Origin of the sequence: Enterococcus sp. DA9, assembly GCF_008000875.1 — a bacterium.
Lineage (GTDB): Bacteria > Bacillota > Bacilli > Lactobacillales > Enterococcaceae > Enterococcus_B > Enterococcus_B lactis.
On the sequence record NZ_CP042839.1, the window covers coordinates 1455825 to 1474716 of the forward strand.

The 18892-nt window shown below is 37.8% G+C and carries 17 protein-coding genes, 1 pseudogene and 1 other annotated feature; of the genes and pseudogenes, 10 read left to right on the forward strand and 8 right to left on the reverse strand.

What is annotated here, in order from left to right:
- The 5 genes from FTX43_RS07875 to FTX43_RS07895 form a co-directional block, all read right to left on the reverse strand.
- The gene (locus FTX43_RS07875) at positions 1-648 is read right to left on the reverse strand and encodes an NAD(P)-binding oxidoreductase (RefSeq protein ID WP_002340207.1); all 648 of its coding nucleotides are present in this window, start codon (positions 646-648) and stop codon (positions 1-3) included.
- An 84-nt stretch (positions 649-732) separates the two neighbouring features.
- On the reverse strand, positions 733-1365 hold the full coding sequence (locus tag FTX43_RS07880) for an ECF transporter S component (RefSeq protein WP_147606959.1): 633 nt from the start codon (positions 1363-1365) through the stop codon (positions 733-735).
- Positions 1366-1380: 15 nt separating this feature from the next.
- Positions 1381-1932 carry a phosphopantothenoylcysteine decarboxylase gene (coaC, locus tag FTX43_RS07885; RefSeq protein WP_002327720.1) on the reverse strand — a complete coding sequence of 184 codons (552 nt, stop codon included), beginning with the start codon at positions 1930-1932 and terminating at the stop codon, positions 1381-1383.
- Positions 1929-2666, reverse strand: coding sequence for a phosphopantothenate--cysteine ligase (locus FTX43_RS07890; protein WP_147606961.1), 738 nt, complete (start codon positions 2664-2666; stop codon positions 1929-1931). Before FTX43_RS07890 ends, coaC begins: the two co-directional genes overlap by 4 nt.
- Positions 2663-3652 (reverse strand): oxidoreductase, encoded by a 990-nt coding sequence (locus FTX43_RS07895; RefSeq protein WP_002327722.1) that lies wholly within the window; start codon positions 3650-3652, stop codon positions 2663-2665. The genes FTX43_RS07890 and FTX43_RS07895 overlap by 4 nt, the downstream gene beginning before the upstream one ends.
- A gap of 257 nt (positions 3653-3909) precedes the next feature.
- On the opposite strand from FTX43_RS07895, the gene FTX43_RS07900 reads away from it, so the two are divergent.
- The 6 genes from FTX43_RS07900 to FTX43_RS07925 all read left to right on the forward strand — a co-directional run bounded on the left by FTX43_RS07900 (position 3910) and on the right by FTX43_RS07925 (position 9959).
- Complete coding sequence (locus FTX43_RS07900; protein WP_002287040.1) at positions 3910-4452, forward strand: helix-turn-helix domain-containing protein; 543 nt, start codon at positions 3910-3912, stop codon at positions 4450-4452.
- 16 nt (positions 4453-4468) lie between these two features.
- Positions 4469-5554, forward strand: coding sequence for an ABC transporter ATP-binding protein (locus tag FTX43_RS07905; RefSeq protein ID WP_147606963.1), 1086 nt, complete (start codon positions 4469-4471; stop codon positions 5552-5554).
- A gap of 11 nt (positions 5555-5565) precedes the next feature.
- The gene (locus tag FTX43_RS07910) at positions 5566-6372 is read left to right on the forward strand and encodes an ABC transporter permease (protein ID WP_002287038.1); all 807 of its coding nucleotides are present in this window, start codon (positions 5566-5568) and stop codon (positions 6370-6372) included.
- Positions 6373-7200, forward strand: a complete 828-nt coding sequence (locus FTX43_RS07915; RefSeq protein WP_002287036.1) for an ABC transporter permease — start codon at positions 6373-6375, stop codon at positions 7198-7200.
- Positions 7197-8270, forward strand: coding sequence for an ABC transporter substrate-binding protein (locus FTX43_RS07920; protein WP_002293464.1), 1074 nt, complete (start codon positions 7197-7199; stop codon positions 8268-8270). Before FTX43_RS07915 ends, FTX43_RS07920 begins: the two co-directional genes overlap by 4 nt.
- Positions 8271-8541: 271 nt before the next feature.
- Positions 8542-8769: a binding site (T-box leader), on the forward strand.
- Positions 8770-8828: 59 nt separating this feature from the next.
- Complete coding sequence (locus tag FTX43_RS07925; RefSeq protein WP_002293466.1) at positions 8829-9959, forward strand: 5-methyltetrahydropteroyltriglutamate--homocysteine S-methyltransferase; 1131 nt, start codon at positions 8829-8831, stop codon at positions 9957-9959.
- 650 nt (positions 9960-10609) lie between these two features.
- Here FTX43_RS07925 and FTX43_RS07930 read toward each other — a convergent pair.
- The gene (locus FTX43_RS07930; protein WP_147606965.1) at positions 10610-12223 is read right to left on the reverse strand and encodes an FAD-dependent oxidoreductase; all 1614 of its coding nucleotides are present in this window, start codon (positions 12221-12223) and stop codon (positions 10610-10612) included.
- Positions 12224-12417: 194 nt separating this feature from the next.
- Positions 12418-14352: an ABC-F family ATP-binding cassette domain-containing protein gene (locus FTX43_RS07935; RefSeq protein ID WP_002314624.1), complete on the reverse strand. Its 1935-nt coding sequence runs from the start codon at positions 14350-14352 to the stop codon at positions 12418-12420.
- A gap of 225 nt (positions 14353-14577) precedes the next feature.
- Between FTX43_RS07935 and FTX43_RS07940 the strand changes: the two genes are divergently transcribed.
- The gene (locus tag FTX43_RS07940) at positions 14578-15234 is read left to right on the forward strand and encodes a redox-sensing transcriptional repressor Rex (protein ID WP_002290875.1); all 657 of its coding nucleotides are present in this window, start codon (positions 14578-14580) and stop codon (positions 15232-15234) included.
- 73 nt (positions 15235-15307) lie between these two features.
- Here the strand turns inward: FTX43_RS07940 and FTX43_RS07945 are convergent, their stop codons facing one another.
- Positions 15308-15661, reverse strand: a complete 354-nt coding sequence (locus tag FTX43_RS07945) for a thioredoxin family protein (RefSeq protein ID WP_002290876.1) — start codon at positions 15659-15661, stop codon at positions 15308-15310.
- A gap of 192 nt (positions 15662-15853) precedes the next feature.
- On the opposite strand from FTX43_RS07945, the gene FTX43_RS07950 reads away from it, so the two are divergent.
- From FTX43_RS07950 to FTX43_RS15185, 3 genes and pseudogenes are all read left to right on the forward strand, one after another.
- Positions 15854-16783 carry a permease gene (locus FTX43_RS07950; RefSeq protein ID WP_002290877.1) on the forward strand — a complete coding sequence of 310 codons (930 nt, stop codon included), beginning with the start codon at positions 15854-15856 and terminating at the stop codon, positions 16781-16783.
- 10 nt (positions 16784-16793) lie between these two features.
- Positions 16794-17636 (forward strand): TIGR03943 family putative permease subunit, encoded by an 843-nt coding sequence (locus FTX43_RS07955; RefSeq protein ID WP_086307013.1) that lies wholly within the window; start codon positions 16794-16796, stop codon positions 17634-17636.
- A 264-nt stretch (positions 17637-17900) separates the two neighbouring features.
- Positions 17901-18676: pseudogene (locus FTX43_RS15185) on the forward strand (LytR/AlgR family response regulator transcription factor).
- Positions 18677-18892 lie beyond the last annotated feature (216 nt).

Genomic DNA, 18892 nt, shown 5'->3' on the forward strand with positions numbered 1-18892 from the left:
CTATTCCTCCTTTGCCCATTCTTGGAATGCTGCATCCAATTCTTTGCTGCCTTTGGAAAGTACAAGAGTAGTACGGGAAATATCCGTTTCTTCCACTAGAGCGGCAAGTACAGCAGCAACTGTAGAGCGAGTGATCTTTTTTGATGCCTTCTCATTAGGCTTAGTTAATTGAATGGAAGTAACTTCTTCATCGTTAGTCAATGTGACTGGTTGAAGAATGACAAAATCTAAGTTAGTTCGTTTCAGCCATTCATCTGCATAATGTTTAGTAATATAATAATCTGTCATGGACTCAGGCCATTTTGCTGGTTCATCTGCATAAACAGCACTGACCATCAGATAGCGAGAGACATGCGCATTTTCAGCTGCGATCACTGTTTTGATTGCGCCATCCAAGTCTACTTGCAGAAGATTCTTTCCTTGAGAGCCGGCAGCAAAAATCAATACATCGATGCCTTTGAATGCTTCGGTCATTTTTTCCACGGACCAAGTTAAATCAAAAGAGACATACGAAACATTCTCTTTTTTTACTAATGTTTGGGAAGCGACATCTCTCACCCCTGCAAAAATTTCATGGGAACTTGAAGCTAAATCTTTTATCAGGTGTCGGCCAATTTGTCCGTTTGCACCTACAACAAAAATTTTCATTTGGATCATCCTTTCGACGTCAAATCTTTCCATTCAATAGTAACACCAAAAGAGAAAAAAATCAGAGATCGGCTACGATGACTATCAGTTAGTAAGAGAAGGGTACTTGAAGTATCTTAACAAGACATTGCATACTGCTGCAGTCGCAAGACCTGCGACGATTCCTTCAGGTATACCACTTGTAAAAATAACCGCTAGAATAGCTGAATAAACAGCATTTAAATTTGTTCCGATGACTTTGGCATAATCTTGCTGGAATAAAAAGTAGATCATATTCATCACTAAAATCGTATTGGTCAATGAACCGGAAAGTCCAGCTAAGAATAAAGAAACGGAATCTGCTTTTTGTTTCATTAGTTTGCGCAGACCTTTATAAACGAAATAAGGAACCACCCCAATCAAGATACGAGGAATAAACGCGATCAGCAAGGCTTTCCAGCTTCCATGTTCTGTTCCGATGACTGGGATAAACGGAGAAAAGACAAAAGACAAAGGTGTTTGGATAACTGTGCTACGGATCATGCTGATCAGTCCAAATATACCGCCAAGAAAAGCACCTAGTCTTGGTCCTAAAACGATCGAAGCAATGATTACAGGAATATGCATGGTTGTTGCATTGATTGGACCGATAGGGATAAAACCTAAAGGCGTAACAGCTAATAAAATCAAAATAGCTAAAAACATCGCAGTTAATGTAAAGTTTTTTGTATTTTTCATAAGTACTCCTTTTTTCTAAGCATTTCTTTCATTAAGAGTCAGCATGACCTGTTCGATGATCGTCTGAATATAAGCTAAGGCACCTTTTCCAAAATCTCCACAAGCTAAAAGAGATTCTCTTGGTTCAATTTCCTGATAGCCGACAGATCTCAATGTTTCCAGATTACGCTGAGTGATCGGGTTTTGATACATATTCGTGTTCATGGCAGGGGCAATCAATTTTGGTGTTCCCACTGGAAGCGCCATTGCGACTGTTGAAAGAAGATCGTCTGCAATGCCATTTGCTAGCTTGCCGATAATGTTTGCTGTAGCAGGCGCGATGAGAAACAAGTCAGCTTGTTTTGCTAGTTCGATATGATTGATTACCTGCGGATTTGATTCTTGCATGACGTCTGTATGGACTGCGCGCTTCGACAGAGATTGCAAGGTTAATGGCGTGATAAAATGTGTGCTGCTTTTAGACATAATCACATCTACCTGGGCACCTAATTTGACGAATTGACTTGTAAGATCAGCGCTTTTGTAAGCAGAAATACTTCCAGTAACGCCTAGTAAGATCTTTTTCATTTTGATTCCTCCAGTCTAATTTTCTCAGTAATCAATGCAGCAATCTCAGATTTACTTTGAGCTTCTTCCACTGTTCCATCTTTAGATAAGAGATAGCCGTGGTGTGTCTCGCTATGGATTTCCGTCAAATCATTTGCGAAAATAAAATCAGTTTTGTTATTTATCAGACTATTTTTTGCGACTGCCAGAAGAGATTTCTTTGGTACATCTACTAATAGTTTGAAACCAATGATTTTTGCTTTTGGCTGCCATTCACGTAGATAAGAAATTATTTTTGGTGTTTTCTTCAAAACGAGCACAAGATGCTCGGTGTCAGAAGAGATCTTTGAAACAGTGGTATCTGTCTGTTCATTTTCCTCAAACCAATTGTCCAGTTCTTCTTGCGTTGAAGAAGTGGGTAGGTTTTTTGCCAGCTGTTCTTCTGAAAAACTAAAAGCAGGAGTAAAATCACTGACTGCCATACTGTGGATAATCGCATCGTAGTGTTCTTTTTTCGTTAGTGCTTCTAATTGTAAAAATAAGTCCAGTGCAGATTCGATCGTATAAATCGTTATATTGGAGTGTCTTTTCGGTTTCAGTGCTTGTTTCGTAGTCACGTAATCGATTGTGGTATCCGGATTGGCAGCTAAATAATCAGCTAATGCTTGCCCTAATCGTCCTGTCGAATGATTTGTAATAGCACGTACTTGATCGATTTTTTCAGTCGTTCCTCCAGCTGTGATTAGAATCTTCATTTATGGTCACCTACATTTACTAGTGTTCTTCCTTGGTGTGTTCCAGCAAGTAGTTTAGATGCTGTTTCAGGCAATTGATCCAGAGTAATCTCTTGGACGACCAGTTCATCTGCAATCTGCAAATCCGCCATCTGTTGCCATAAAAAAAGACGTTGATCTATTGGTACATTGACAGAATCAATTCCAATCAACTGGATGTTTCGCAGAATAAAAGGCAAGACAGTCGCGTTTAGTTTGATTCCCCCAGCATTGCCACATAAAGCTACTGCACCGTTATAAGAGATCAATGGAAGAAGACTACTTAGCTGCTCGCCACCTACTGTGTCGATGACATAGTCGATTTGCTGTTTTCCTAAAGCTTTTGTTGTCTCTGGCAGAAATTCATCAGGTCGTACGACTTGAGAAGCACCTAGACTTTTTAGCCATGTGACAGACTCTTCTTTTCTGGAAAAGGCAATGATTGACTGGAATCCTAGTTTATGTAACAGGGCTATCGCTGTACTGCCTACACCGCCAGAAGCACCAGTAACGACAACTTTTTTATCGGAGGTCATACCTTGACGGATTAAAGCGTTCACACACAACATAGCAGTAAACCCTGCTGTACCAAAAATCATCGCTTGACGCAGTGTCATATTTTTCGGTAGAGGGACTAACCAGTCTCCTGGTACTTTTTGGTATTGGCTGTAACCGCCTGGATAGGTGACACCAAGCCCAAAACCAGTAGCAAGTACAAGATCTTCTTTTGAAAAACGTGGATTGTTACTTTGGACGACAATTCCGGATAAATCAATCCCTGGAGTCATCGGATATGTTCGTATCACCTGACCAGACTCGCTCATTGCCAATGCATCTTTGTAATTGACATCAGAATAGGCAATTTTTACCAAGACTTCATTTTCAGCCAACTCAGTAAATGTCAGATCACTGATTGCTGTATGGAAAACAGGTTCCTTTATTACCTGAAAAGATCGAAAAGCGTTCATTCGTGAGACACTCCTTTTAAAATTTTCTTTTATCATACCATAAAGCCTACTCTTTTATTCTTGTTCTTCCGTAAATTTAGACAAAAATTAGGTGAAAAATAAAGAATCAAACAACTAGAATTTATTCCAAAAGATAAAGAAATATTCAGCAAAAAAAATTTTACAAAGGGTTGCCTTTTTCAATAAATTTCGTATACTAATACGAGTGGTAGTAAACAGGAAGTTTACTATTAGAAAACTTCGATTCGGAGGAAATTATGGAAATTGGTGAGAAGTTAAGAAATTTGCGCATCCAAAAGAATTTGACACAAGAAGAACTAGGCGAACGCACAGATTTGTCAAAAGGGTATATTTCCCAGTTGGAACGAGATTTAAGTTCACCATCAATGGAAACATTCTTTTCTATTCTTGAAGTCTTAGGTGTGACTCCAGAAGAATTTTTTCATCAAGAAGCAGCGAATCTGCAAGTTGTTTATTCAAAAGAAGATCATACGGTTTATTTCGATGAAGAAAACGGGTATGAATTGGAATGGCTCGTGGCTGATTCGAATGAAAAAGAAATGGAGCCTGTCTTGCTGACTTTTGAAGGTGCAGGAGAATATAAGACGTTTGAACCTTCATTATCTGAAACGTTTATTTTTGTATTAGAAGGGGAATTAGAGTTAAGCTTAGGAGAGACGGTCTATGTGGCAAAAGCAGGACAGTCGATCTATTATCAAGCGACAAAACAACATCAATTAAGGAATCATCTCAAAAAACGAACAAAAGTATTGATTGTTGCAACGCAATCATATTTGTAATATAGGGGGTAAAAACGTGGGGAAACCAATCATTTCATTTGATCAAGTAGGGAAACGCTATGATGATGAAACAGTATTAAAAAAAGTAAGTTTTGAGATCGAACAAGGAAAATTTTATACACTGCTTGGTCCTTCCGGCTGTGGCAAAACAACGATCCTACGTATTATAGCTGGATTCACCGAAGCTACAGAAGGGGACATCTATTTTGAAGGGAAACGGTTGAATGATTTGCCAGCTAATAAGCGACAAGTAAATACAGTCTTCCAAGATTATGCACTTTTTCCTCATATGAATGTTTTTGATAACGTTGCTTTTGGATTGAAGATCAAGAAAATGTCCAAATCAGATATCGAAAAGAAGGTAAAAGATGCTTTGCGTATGGTCCAGCTTCCTGGATACGAAAAACGGGAGATCAGTGAAATGTCTGGTGGTCAAAGACAGCGTGTAGCGATTGCACGAGCAATTGTAAATGAACCGAAAGTATTGCTACTAGATGAACCGTTATCGGCGCTTGATTTGAAACTACGTACAGATATGCAGTATGAACTGCGGGATCTGCAACAACGATTAGGAATCACGTTTATTTTTGTTACTCATGACCAAGAAGAAGCGTTGGCAATGAGTGATGAGATTTTTGTCATGAATAAAGGGAAAATCGTCCAAAGTGGTACACCCGTAGATATTTATGATGAGCCAATCAATCATTTCGTTGCTGATTTTGTTGGGGAGAGCAATATCGTGGACGGTGTAATGATCGAAGATAATCTAGTTGAGTTTGTTGGTAAGCAATTTGAATGTGTCGATGGCGGGATGCGTCTAAATGAACCAGTTGAAGTTGTTTTACGCCCAGAGGATTTGACGATCACGACACCAGATAAAGGAAAACTAGTCGTAACGGTCGATACTCAGCTGTTTCGTGGTGTCCATTATGAAATCATCTGTTATGATGAACAGCAAAATGAATGGATGGTCCATTCAACGAAAAAAGCTAAAGAAGGAAGCAAAGTAGGATTGGCCTTTGAGCCAGAAGATATCCATGTCATGCGTTTCAACGAGTCTGAAGAAGAATTCGATGCACGTCTTGACAGCTACGAAGAATAGGGGGGACAAGAATGAAAACAATGCGCAGGATCTATTCCGTCCCTTATATTTTGTGGCTCGGTTTATTCGTGATCGCGCCTGTATTAATGATCATTTATCAATCTTTTTTTGATATGAATGGGCAATTCACGCTGAATAATTATCTATCTTATTTTACGTCGGGGACATCGCTTTCTATGACGATCAATTCTGTATGGTATGCATTTTTGATCACGTTTTTCACGCTGATCATCAGTTACCCGACTGCTTATTTTTTAACAAAACTGAAGCACAAGCAATTATGGCTGATGCTGATTATTTTGCCTACATGGGTGAATCTGCTGCTTAAAGCTTACGCATTTATTGGGATTTTCAGTGTGCACGGCAGCGTGAATCATTTCTTTGATTTTATCGGGATCGGGCCGAAACAGATATTATTCACAGACTTCAGTTTTCTGTTCGTGGCAACGTATATCGAGATTCCATTCATGATTATGCCAATTTTCAATGCATTGGAAGAGATGAATCCTTCTTTGATCAGTGCTAGCAGAGATTTAGGCGCGAATAGCTTTGAGACCTTCCGACGAGTGATTTTTCCGTTATCATTAAATGGTGTGAAAAGTGGTGTTCAAGCAGTATTTATTCCTTCTCTTTCTTTATTCATGCTGACTCGTCTGATTGGCGGAAATCGGGTGATCACTTTAGGAACGGCTATCGAACAGCATTTCTTGGTTACACAAAACTGGGGGATGGGTTCTACAATCGGTGTGATTTTAATCATTGCTATGTTTATCGTGATGCTCCTGACAGGCGAGAAGAAAAAAGGAGGTCGCTCATAAATGAAAAAATTTAAATGGTCGTATCTTTATTTAGGGATCGTTTTTTTATTCTTATATGCACCGATCTTCTATCTGATTTTTTATTCCTTCAATGAAGGAGGAACGATGAACAGCTTTACAGGATTTACTTGGGAAAATTATGAAGCTGTTTTTGAAGATACACGTTTGATCATTATCGTATTGAATACGTTCATGCTGGCTTTCTTATCTGCATTGATCGCCACGATCATCGGGACATTTGGGGCTATGGGGATCTATTATACGAAAAAACGACGTGCACGGACAGCGTTGTTGAGCATGAATAACATCTTATTAGTCTCTCCTGATGTTATTATCGGTGCTAGTTTCTTGATTTTCTTTACACTACTAGGATTCGGATTAGGTTTTCAGAGTGTATTGCTTTCCCATATTGCTTTCAGCATTCCAATCGTCGTCTTGATGGTCTTGCCAAAATTGCAGGAAATGAACGATTCAATGGTCGATGCGGCTAGAGACCTTGGTGCTAATAATTTCCAAGTAGTCAAAAATATCATTTTGCCTTATCTTTCTCCAGGAATCATAGCTGGATATTTTATGGCATTTACCTATTCTCTTGATGATTTTGCGGTTACGTTTTTCGTCACAGGAAATGGCTTTACGACGCTCTCAGTAGAGATTTATTCTCGTGCAAGACAAGGAATCAGTTTAGAAATCAATGCGCTAAGTGCGTTAGTTTTCTTGTTCTCCATGATATTGGTCATTGGATACTACTTCATTAGTAAAGAAAACCGTCCAAAACGGCTGAAGAAAAACAGAAGAGTACGCGAGGGGGTGGCACGGCTGCGATGAAAAAATTACAATCTCTGTTTTTAGGTATTCTCATCATTATTGCGGTGCTGCTGCTTGGTGTTCGTCAACTTGAAAAAACAAGTGGCATGAGTGGAGCAAAGGTACTTACCATCTATAACTGGGGAGATTATATCGATCCTAGTTTGATCACGAAATTTGAAAAAGAATATGGATACAAAGTGAATTATGAAACATTTGATTCTAATGAAGCGATGTTCACAAAAATCCAGCAAGGTGGGACAAACTACGACATCGCTATACCAAGTGAATATATGATCCAAAAAATGATCAAAGAAAAACTAGTACTTCCATTAGATCATTCGAAGATCAAAGGATTAAATAATATTGATCCACGATTTTTAGACTTGGATTTTGATCCAGATAATCAGTATTCGATTCCATATTTTTGGGGAACTTTAGGGATCGTATATAACGATAAATTCTTTGATGCAGATCAAATTAAGCATTGGGATGATTTGTGGAAGCCGGAATTAAAAGACAGTTTGATGCTGATTGACGGTGCACGAGAAGTTATGGGGCTTTCTTTGAATAGTTTAGGCTATTCTTTGAATAGTAAGAATATGGCACAGCTGACAGAAGCAGCAAATAAATTGAATCATTTAACGCCAAATGTCAAAGCAATCGTGGCAGATGAGATCAAAATGTATATGATCAATGAAGAAGCCTCCGTGGCAGTGACATTTTCTGGCGAAGCTGCCGATATGATGTGGGAAAATGAACATTTACATTATGTGATCCCACCAGAAGGTTCCAATCTTTGGTTTGATAATATCGTTATGCCAAAAACCGTGAAAAATAAAGAAGGTGCCTATGATTTCATCAACTTTATGCTAGAACCGGAAAATGCGGCACAAAATGCAGAGTATATTGGTTATTCTACACCAAATGAAAAAGCAAAAGCGTTATTGCCAAAAGACATTTCGTCGGACGAACAATTCTATCCATCTGATGACACGATCTCCCATCTTGAAGTCTACGAAGATCTAGGATCGAAATACCTAGGCATCTATAATGACCTATTCTTAGAATTCAAGATGTATCGGAAATAGCGAGAAAATAAGCAAATTTGCATAACTATAATAAAAAGGACTTAGTTTTGATGGGAAATTTTTCAAAATTAAGTCCTTTTTTATGTGGTTGAAACGGGTATGATCATTTTAAGGAAGTGATCTAAGATGAAAGGACGACTGAATAATTATCATATTAGAAAAGCTTTATTGTATTCCACAAACAAATTACTAAGAATAACAAATTAGTTTTTGTTTGTTCTTATTCCCTATTGACTTTTCTTTCAAACATGCTATTCTAATTTTATTCTAATAGTATCCGATGAGAAGGAAAGTAGACAGAAAATGGTTCAAGAGAGGCTTTGGTTGGTGTAAAAAGCTAGAAGTTGACTGTCGAAAATGGCCTTAGAGGATTTTTTGTCGAAAGGTAGGCAAAAACGAACAGTCTTTCGTTACCAAGACCACTGATTTTATTGTCAGGCTGAGAGAAAGAATGTTTTTTCTGAAAAAAGGTGGTACCACGAGTATAATCGTCCTTTTACTAGTATTTGCTAGTAAAAGGATTTTTTTTTACAAAAAACAAAGAAAAGAGTGAGTGAAATGAGCAAAAATAGACCATTTACAGTAGATCATGTCGGAAGTTTCTTACGCCCGCAATCGATCAAAGAAGCAAGAAAAAAAGTTCAAGAAGGCTTACTTTCAAAAGAAGAACTTCGTGCAATCGAAGACCAGGAAATAAAAAAATTAGTGGAAGACCAAAAAGCAGTCGGCATCAAAGGAATTACAGATGGTGAATTTCGGCGTGGATTTTGGCATCTTGATTTTTTAGAAGAACTAAATGGTATCGAAGGCTATGTTCCAGAAACTGGATATAATCAAACATTCCACGGAAAAGCAGCACCAGCTTATAATATTCGGGTAGTAGATAAATTATCTTTCAATCCAAATCACCCATTTTTAAAAGATTTTGCTTTTCTGAAAGAAGTAGTGGAAACAGATGATACTTTTGTTGCAAAAGCAACGATCCCTAGTCCCACGATGATTTTACGACAAGAGATCCTATCTAATGATGGTTCTTCAAAAATCAAGGAGATTTATCCTGATCTATCTGATTTTTATGAGGACTTGTCCTCTACTTACAAAGCAGCGATTCATGCTTTTTATGAAAAAGGTTGCCGTTACCTGCAATTCGATGATACAAATTGGGCGTTTCTAGCTGATCAAACTAAAAGAGAAGCACTTCTTCAAAAAGGAATTGATCCGAAAGAAATGGCCCATATTTGTAGAGAGATTATCAATAACGCACTGGAAGACAAACCAGAAGATTTGACGATCACAACACATATCTGCCGCGGGAATCACGCTTCTTCTTGGCTGTTTTCCGGTGGATATGAACCCATTGCAGAAGAGTTGTTTTCAACAAATTATGATGGTTTCTTTTTGGAATACGATTCTGACCGAGCAGGAGATTTTACTCCTTTAAGACATTGGAGTAACAAAGAAAGTAAAGTTGTTTTAGGATTAGTTACTTCTAAGTTTCCAGATTTGGAAGATACGGAGAAAATAAAAGAACGAATAAAAGAAGTACAACAATTTGTACCATTGGAAAATCTAAGTATCAGTCCTCAATGTGGGTTTGCTTCAACAGAAGAAGGAAACCATTTAACAGAAGAAGAACAATGGAAGAAAATCCAATTATTGCAGCAAGTCGCAAAAGAAGTTTGGCTATAAAAATGTGAGGCTTGGCAAAAAAAAGCGTCCCAAAAAGTCGGCTTTTCATGGAGTGGAGAAATCCACTCTTTTTTATTTACCTTTTATATTATTTATTTGTTAAATAAATAGGAACAAAAAAATTAAATTACTTAATACACACATTAGGGATCATTCATTGAAGGATCAGAAGACAACGAGGATGGCGAAAAATATGATTACAATAGAAAAGTCGTTCTAAACAAATCAGTTCCTAGTATCACACAACGCAAGCCAGTCGATTTGGTGAGATTAGAGGAGTGAAAGCAAACTTTATTATATAAGAAAAAATATTCGAAAGGGATGCTAGTTTAGGTACTAGTGCTGATGAATTAATATGATGCCTCGTAATATTAGGCGTAGTTACTCTAGAGACATCACTATGGACTATGATTTGTCTCAGAGTCACAACATGTTTTTTTATGAAAAGAAACAGCTAAAATAATTAAATTGCGCAATGTTTAAACTTTCTTAAACTATAACCTAATAAATGTGAAGAAATAATGCACAATTTCTTCACATTTATCTTCTATTCTATGTACATACCAACCAACAACCCTATATACTTTTTCATTTTTACTCCTCAAGTAAAAATAACTCCTAGACCGCGGCTACCCACCGCGGTCGTTTTTTTATTCTTCAATCAAAATCGCTTTGATACCCAAACCTGCCAAGATTCGGGCAGAAGTATAAGTATTCAATCCTCTTCTGAAAGTAATGTAAACTTTTTTATCTTTTGGGATTTCATTGATTCGATCTCGTAACTCATTCATTGGAATATTTTTTGTTGCCGAGATACTGCCAGAAGGTGCTTTATTAGGTTCACGTATATCTAAAAAGAACGCTTCTTTCAAATCGTTTTCGGGTATATCACTTGCTTTGATCGTTTCTACGATATTCGTCATTTGATTGATTGCGACATAACCAGCTATATTCAACGGGTCACGGGTAGTAGAATACGGTGGAGAGTAAGGCAACTCCAAATCAGGCAAATCAAAGACTGTCAAGTTTCCGGTGATCGCTATAGAAAGTTCTCCCATCCGTTTATCGACACCTTTTTCTCCAAATGCTTGTCCACCTAAAATACGACCGCTATCTGCATCAAAAATCAGCTTTAGATTTAATCTTGTAGCTTCTGGATAGAAATAGGCATGGTCAAAAGGAGTGATAAAAACAGTTTTATAATTTGTTATGCCTGATGCTTTTAATGCATGTTCTGTCATTCCCGTATAACTTGCTGTATGATCAAAGATTTTTGCGACACCTGCACCAATATATCCGCGATAGCGCATAGGCGTACCATTTAAAATATCTGCCAACATATGTCCTTGACGATTGGCCGCACTGGAAAGCATACTTTGGATCGGCTGACCAGTCACTACACTAGTCGTTTCGATAATATCGCCAATCGCATAGATGTCCGGCAGATTAGTTTGTAACTGGTCATCAACAATGATCTGGCCTGTATCTGATAATTGTATGCCGGCTGCTTTCACCACTTCATTATTCGGAGAAACACCAACAGCAAAGATTAGCATATCAGCAGAAAGGACGGAGCCATCTGATAATACTATTTCTCGACCTTTATCACGGATCTCAGTAACTCTTGTTTCTAAATGAACGGCTAATCCTTCTTTCAGCAATTTGTCATAAACTAAATCAGCAATTTCTGGATCATAAGGGAAAGCGACTTGTGGCAATTGATCGATTAAAGTCACGTCTAAGCCGCGATGCTTGAAATTCTCAGCTAATTCCAGACCCATAACACCTGCACCAAGAATGACGACATGTTGTGGATTTTTTTCTTCAAGGAACGATTTGATTCGATCCGCATCCGTCACACTACGGAGGACAAAGCCGTTTTCTGCTTCAAAAACTCCGGGAATATCCGGATAATCTGGTCTAGCACCAGAAGAGATGATCAACTTATCGTAATCTGTTTTTATTTCTTCATTTGTGGATAGGTCTTTAACTGTTAATTGCTTAGTAGAAGGATCGATTGCTGTTACTTCGTGTTTAGTAAAGACATCGATGTTGTTTTTTGTTTTCAATATTTCTGGTGTACGTTCGATCAGCGAGTCACGGTCCGTGATCACACCACCTAAATAATAAGGCAAAGCACAACTTGCGTAAGAAATATTCTCTCCGCGTTCATAGATAATGATTTCATGTGCTTCATTCAATCGACGGAAACGAGTGGCAAATGAAGGACCGCCAGCTACACCGTCAATGACAACAACTTTCATAAAAACATCTCCTTTTCTATGTTGATCGTACTATGTTATGGCAAAAAACAGCAAATAATTGTGCCGGAAAATTATTGTTTATTTTGTCAGTAGAGAAAAATAGTAAGAAAAAAGAGAACGGTTTCGCTATGTTTCTGCATAAAAAAGAAAGAGGCTATGACAACAGGGCTGTCACAACCTCTTTCCATTGGCTTTTAATTCTCGTATTCTTCTAATTCCAAGCTTAGTTCTTCCCATTCCGACAATTTTGTTTCTTGATCTTGTCTAGCTGATTCTAAAGCTTGGTTCAGCTCATTGAGTTTTACGTGATCTTCCAGATTTTCTGGTGCGACCATTTCTTGTTCCAACCGATCGATCCATTCATCGATCCGCGTCATTTCTTCTTCAACCTGAGTGATTTTTCGTTGAAGGCTACGGATAAGCTTTTGCTGTTCTTTGCTCTGGTAATAATCGGATTTATTCGTAGGAGCAGGAGCGGATTCTGGCTCATCTTGTGCCAATAATTCGGCGATTTCTTCTTCTTCTTGTTTTTTCTCTAAATAATAATCATAGTCTCCAAGATAGACTTTACTGCCATTTTCAGAGAGTTCGACGACTTTTGTCGCGATCCGATTGATGAAATATCGGTCATGGGAAACAAAAAGCAGTGTGCCATCGTAATCGATCAATGCATTTTCTAATACTTCTTTGTTGTCAATATCTAAATGGTTTGTTGGTTCGTCCAAGATCAAAAAATTTTCTTTGTTCATCGCTAGCTTGGCTAAAGCAACCCGTGCTTTTTCACCGCCGCTTAACAGAGGGATTGGTTTTTCTACATCTTCGCCAGAAAATAAGAAAGCACCTAAAGCACTTCGAATGTCTTTTTCAGGAGTGGTAGGATGCTCATCCCACAATTCTGCTAGAATCGTCTTGTTTGTATGCAGATCAGCTTGCCCTTGATCATAATAGCCGATGGTGACATTTGTCCCTAGCGTTTCTTTGCCACGGATAAAAGGGATCTGGTGGATGATCGATTTCAGCAACGTCGATTTTCCGATACCATTCGGACCTACTAGAGCAATCGCTTCTTGTCGGCGGATATCCAAATTGATTGGTTCAGATAAGGTGACATCATCATATCCGATAGCGGCATCTTCGATTTGCAAGACAACATTTCCAGAAGGTTTTTCTATACTGAAAAGAAAGTTTGCTTGTTTCTCATCCCCTTGAGGACGATCCAGACGTTCCATTTTTTCTAATGTCTTTCTGCGACTTTGCGCCCGTTTAGTGGTAGAGGCACGAACAAGATTCCGAGCAACGAAGTCTTCTAATTTGTGGATCTCTGTCTGCTGCTTTTCATAAGCCTTCCATTCACTTGTCAGCTGTTCTGCTTTCAAGTCTAGATACTTCGAGTAGTTGCCTTTGTAATGGCGCATTTTTCTTCTGCTTAGTTCATAAACTTCATTGACTACTTTGTCTAAGAAATAACGGTCATGTGAAACAATCAGTAATGCACCGGTATAGCTTTGCAGATAATTTTCAAGCCAGGAAAGCGTCTCGATATCTAAATGGTTCGTGGGTTCGTCTAGAATCAAAATGTCAGGGTGTTGCAAAAGCATGCGAGCTAAAGCTAAACGTGTACGCTGTCCACCTGATAAAGTATCGATTTTCTGGTCATAAAAGGAAGAATCGAATTTAAAACCATGCAATACGGAACGAATTTCATTTTCATAACCATAGCCGTTTCGATCCGAAAAATCGTGTTGCAGCCGATCATATTCTTTTAAATAAGAAGTATAAGCGGGTGTATCTGGCGTACCTTCGCTAATGAAAATCTCTAGTTCACGCATCCGCTGTTCCATTTGTCTAACTTGTTCAAAAGCTTTCAGCATCTCGTTCCACACTGTTTCATTGGAATCAAGTCCTGTGTCCTGAGCGAGGTATCCGAGAGTCGCTGTTTTATTTTTAGCAATCTTTCCATCATCTGGTGCTTCAATTCCAGCAATGATCTTCAATAAAGTCGATTTTCCAGCGCCATTTCTGCCAACTAAAGCGACACGAGCGCCTGTACTGATTTCTAAATGTATGTTTTCAAATAAGACTTCTGCACCAAAATGGCGAGCAATCTGATTGGCTTGTAATAATATCATGGAATCCTCTTTTCTACTTTGTGAATTCTCCTCAAATAAAAAACTATTTTTCAATTAGTAGTCTACCATAAATTCCATCATACTGCGAGATTTGCAGAAATGATAAATAAATGAATAAAGAATAAAATTTCACAATATCTGAGCAATGAAATTGATTTTTTCCTATAAATACTGCTATGATGGAGAAATCAAAGATGTAATTAGACAATACGTGGAGGTCATTTCGTGAAAGATCATATTATTCCAAAGGCGACAGCTAAAAGACTGCCTTTGTATTATCGTTATTTAAGGATTTTAAATAATGCTGGAAAGAAAAAAGTGTCTTCAACTGAATTAAGTGAAGCCGTTCAAGTAGATAGTGCAACGATCCGTCGAGATTTTTCTTATTTTGGCGAATTAGGAAAACGTGGGTATGGGTATGATGTAGAAGATCTTATGCACTTTTTTGCGAAGACATTAAATGAAGATCAATTGACAAATGTTGCGCTGATTGGTGTAGGGAACTTGGGAAGTGCTTTACTAAAATATAAATTCCATCAAAGTAATAGCATACGTATCAGTTGTGCTTTTGATGTGAATGAAGAAATCGTTGGACGCATCGTAGACGGTATCCCCGTTTATCCAATGGAAGATATGTCGGAACAAATCAAGATCCAGCAAATCGAAGTAGCGATTTTAACGATTCCCGCTGAAAGAGCACAAGAAGTAGTCAATCAGTTAACGGAAGCAGGAATCAAAGGAATCTTGAACTTTACCGCTGCTCGATTGAATGCTCCGTCAGATGTATTGATCCAAAATGTTGATTTGACGAATGAATTGCAAACCTTGATCTATTTCTTGCATTCTGACGCAAATGCGCATTCCGAAAATACAGCAGAATAAAAATAAAAAGCGATTGAACAAATGAAGGCAAAACTTTCACTTGTTCAATCGCTTTTTTCTGTTTGGATAATGTTTATTCTGTTCGAAAGAGTTCTTCATAAGAAAGAGAATCATCTTCTGCTGTCAGTTCATCTAGTAAATGCCGGATTTTTTTAAAGTCGATGAACCGCGCTTGCCGAGAGATCTCTTTTCCATGATGAAAAACCAGAACAACTGGCGCAGTCAATACTTCAAATCTGCTAGCTACTTCTGGCGTTTCGAATGCATCCAAATGAAGTGCCGGAATATCATAATGGGTGAGCAGCTCCTCCAATCGTGGACGAACAGCGTGACAAACACTGCAATTAGGCATCGAAAGATAAACGATGGCAACGGATGATTGTTGCAGTATGTCTTGAACTTCAGACAAATTAGTGGTTTGTTTCATTTTCATTCTCCCTTTTGTGATAGAAGTGATATGTACGAGACCTTAATTTAATGGGAATAATAGAAAAAGTCAATTGAAGTGCTTCGATAAAAAATAAGAGTTGTGTAAAAATTGACAGAGCAACTTGTTTTTTTTTGAATAAAAGCGTATATTTGCAAAGCGAATGAACTAGAAATGAAAAGGAGGAAACTCATGTTTTCTTTTATTCCCAATTCGGTTTTGCAGATGAGTACGATTTTCTTATCGATCGTTATCGAAGCATTGCCCTTTGTACTATTAGGTTGTCTTATCTCAGGCGCCTTACAAGTATTTTTGACCCCAGAACGTGTGAAGCGATGGCTTCCTGAAAATCGTATATTCTCTATTTTTACTGGTTCGATCTTAGGATTTTTCTTTCCTTCATGTGAATGCGGCATCGTACCTATCGTTCATCAGTTTGTAAAAAAAGGCGTGCCGGTTCACACAGCATTTGCTTTTATGCTGACAGCGCCAATCATTAATCCCATCGTGATTTTTTCCACGTTTATCGCATTTGGCAATTCTTGGCAGATGGCAAGCTGGCGAGTGATAGGCAGCTTTTTTGTTGCACTTGTGATTGGTGTCTGGCTTGCCTATTTTCAAAAAGACGCTGTATTGAAAGAAAAAATCTCCTCTAAAGTAGCCGAAGATCACCATCATCATGCCCATGAAGAAGAACACAGTGATAAGAATGAGCCAAAAAATCGGCTGTTCCATCAAACGGGGCATGTGTTGACACATTCAATCGATGAATTTTTTGATACAGGTCGTTATTTGATTATTGGTGGGTTAATCGCAGCTGCGATGCAGACTTATTTACCAACTAGAATGATGCTAACGCTCGGCTCAACAAAGATTTTAGCCATCATTATCATGCTGTTATTAGCTTTTACGATGTCTCTTTGTTCAGAAGCAGATGCGTTTATCGGGTCTTCATTGTTAAGTCTGTTCGGCACAGCACCTGTAGCTGCCTTTTTGGTCTTTGGTCCAATGGTCGATATCAAAAATCTATTGATGATGAAACGATATTTTACAGGACGTTTTATTCTATCGCTGATCGGACTGATTGCCCTTAGCGTTGTTGGATTCACATTATTTATTTAGGAGGAAAAATATGCTGCGGTTTTTGATTTTATCTGGCTATTTCGAATTGATGATGTATTTGCAAGTCTCTGGCAAACTTGATCAATATATCAATGTCCACTATCGTTATTTAGCTATTCTTTCGATGATTTTATCCGCTCTTTTGGCTTTAGTTCAGCTGTATTTGTGGGTCAAAAACGGAAAAGCAGAGGAAGAGACGCACAAGCATGATCATGATCACGACCATGGGTTATCGAAACCTTATCAACGTGGGATCGCTTATGTACTGCTAGCTTTGCCAGTGATCGTTGGTACATTGTTTCCAACAGTTAGTCTGGATACTACGATCGTAGAAGCCAAAGGATTTAATTTTCCGGTAAGCAAAGAATCAGTAGGGGACCCGGAGATGCAGACGCAATACCTAAAGCCAGATACAAGTATTTATTTCAACAAATCAGACTACTTAGACCAAATGAATGAACTGAAAGAGAAGTATGGGGATAAGCAGACTATCGAGATCACAGATGAAAATTATTTAGAAGTCATGGAGCTGATCTATAATTACCCTAGCGAATTCATTGGCAAAAAAATCAGCTATGAAGGATTTGTTTACCAAACACCGAACGATAGCAATGCAGATGTCTTCTTGTTCCGCTTCGGTATTATCCATTGTGTGGCAGATTCAGGAGTCTTTGGCTTGTTAACACATATGCCTGAAGGAGTAACGGTTAAAAATGATGAGTGGTATAAAATAGAAGGAACCATCCAATCGGACTATTATCAACCATTCAAGCGTGAAATTCCATCTGTAGTTGTGACAAACGCAGAGAAAGTCGCTGCTCCGAAAAATCAGTATGTGTATCGTTCTTTTTAAAAGAAAAAAATAAATGAACATAGCTCAGACAGTTGACGTGTAAGTACGTCGGTTGTCTGGCTTTTTTTGTATGAGATATTTGGCTATTTGATATGTTTTGTAAAATGATATTTATTTTAGAAGTTGCATGCTGAATGTAGTTAATAGCGGTTTCAAAGGTGTTGGAAAAGATTGTGAAGAGAATTACAATTTATTCCTAACATGTATGTTGAAAAGTTGTATGAAATGATTTTGATAGTAAAATATCGAGTGGAGGTAATTTGTATGATAACACGTATATTTATTTTGGATGACAGTTTGGTTTTTGAAAAAATGATAGAAGATATTTTGGAAGAATCCAGAAATTTACTGATTCCTTGGAATTTCGAGATAATCAAGGGATTGAACGTCATGCAGTTTGTTGAATTTGTCAAAAACAATGACATTCGTTCATCGGATATTTTTTTTCTTGATATCGATTTGAACGCTTATCACAGCGGGATTGAACTAGGAGAAATGCTTAGAGAAAAGAACGCGAAGTGTAAAATTGTTTATTTGACCTCTCATCCGAATAAAGCAATAGCTGTTATTAACCGAAATATTACGCCTAGCGGGTATTTGATAAAAGAATTCACTTATGAAAAAAATAAAAAAACATCCAAAGTTACTTATTGAAAGAAAAAGAGAACGAGCCTGTTCAACAAGCGAACAAAAAAAAGTGGACGTCTGTTCGTTATGGCAATAGCGATCATTATATCCATTACGATGAGATTCTTTATCTAATGAGCATGCCAGGCTATAAAAATAAGATAGGCTTGGTATTGAAAGACGAAGAGACACTCATAAACGGCACAATAAAAAAATATAAAAAAACACTGGAATATGAGTATTTATGTAAAGATTTAAAAGCCTACATCATTAATACTGAAAACATTGCATCTATTAGCCGAGTAAATGAAGTAGTAACGTTTACGAATGGAGAACAACTAGAGATGGGTAAGAGAAGTATTGATAAACTAAAGAAATTTATTCAAGAAAAGATAAGGAATGAATCATTTTAAAAAATTAAAAATAAAGGATCATATCTCACTTTTTAGTAAACAGACTTAAGTTAATCATGCAAGTTCCTTCTTCCATTTTGTTTCTCTAATACTCGGACCAAGATGCTGATCTCACCCCTTCTACTAAACAGTGTTCCAGAAGTAGTTTCTTCGAAAAATAAGATAGGATTCACAAAAATTTAAGAAACCATTTTCGTGAATCCTGTCTTATTTCGT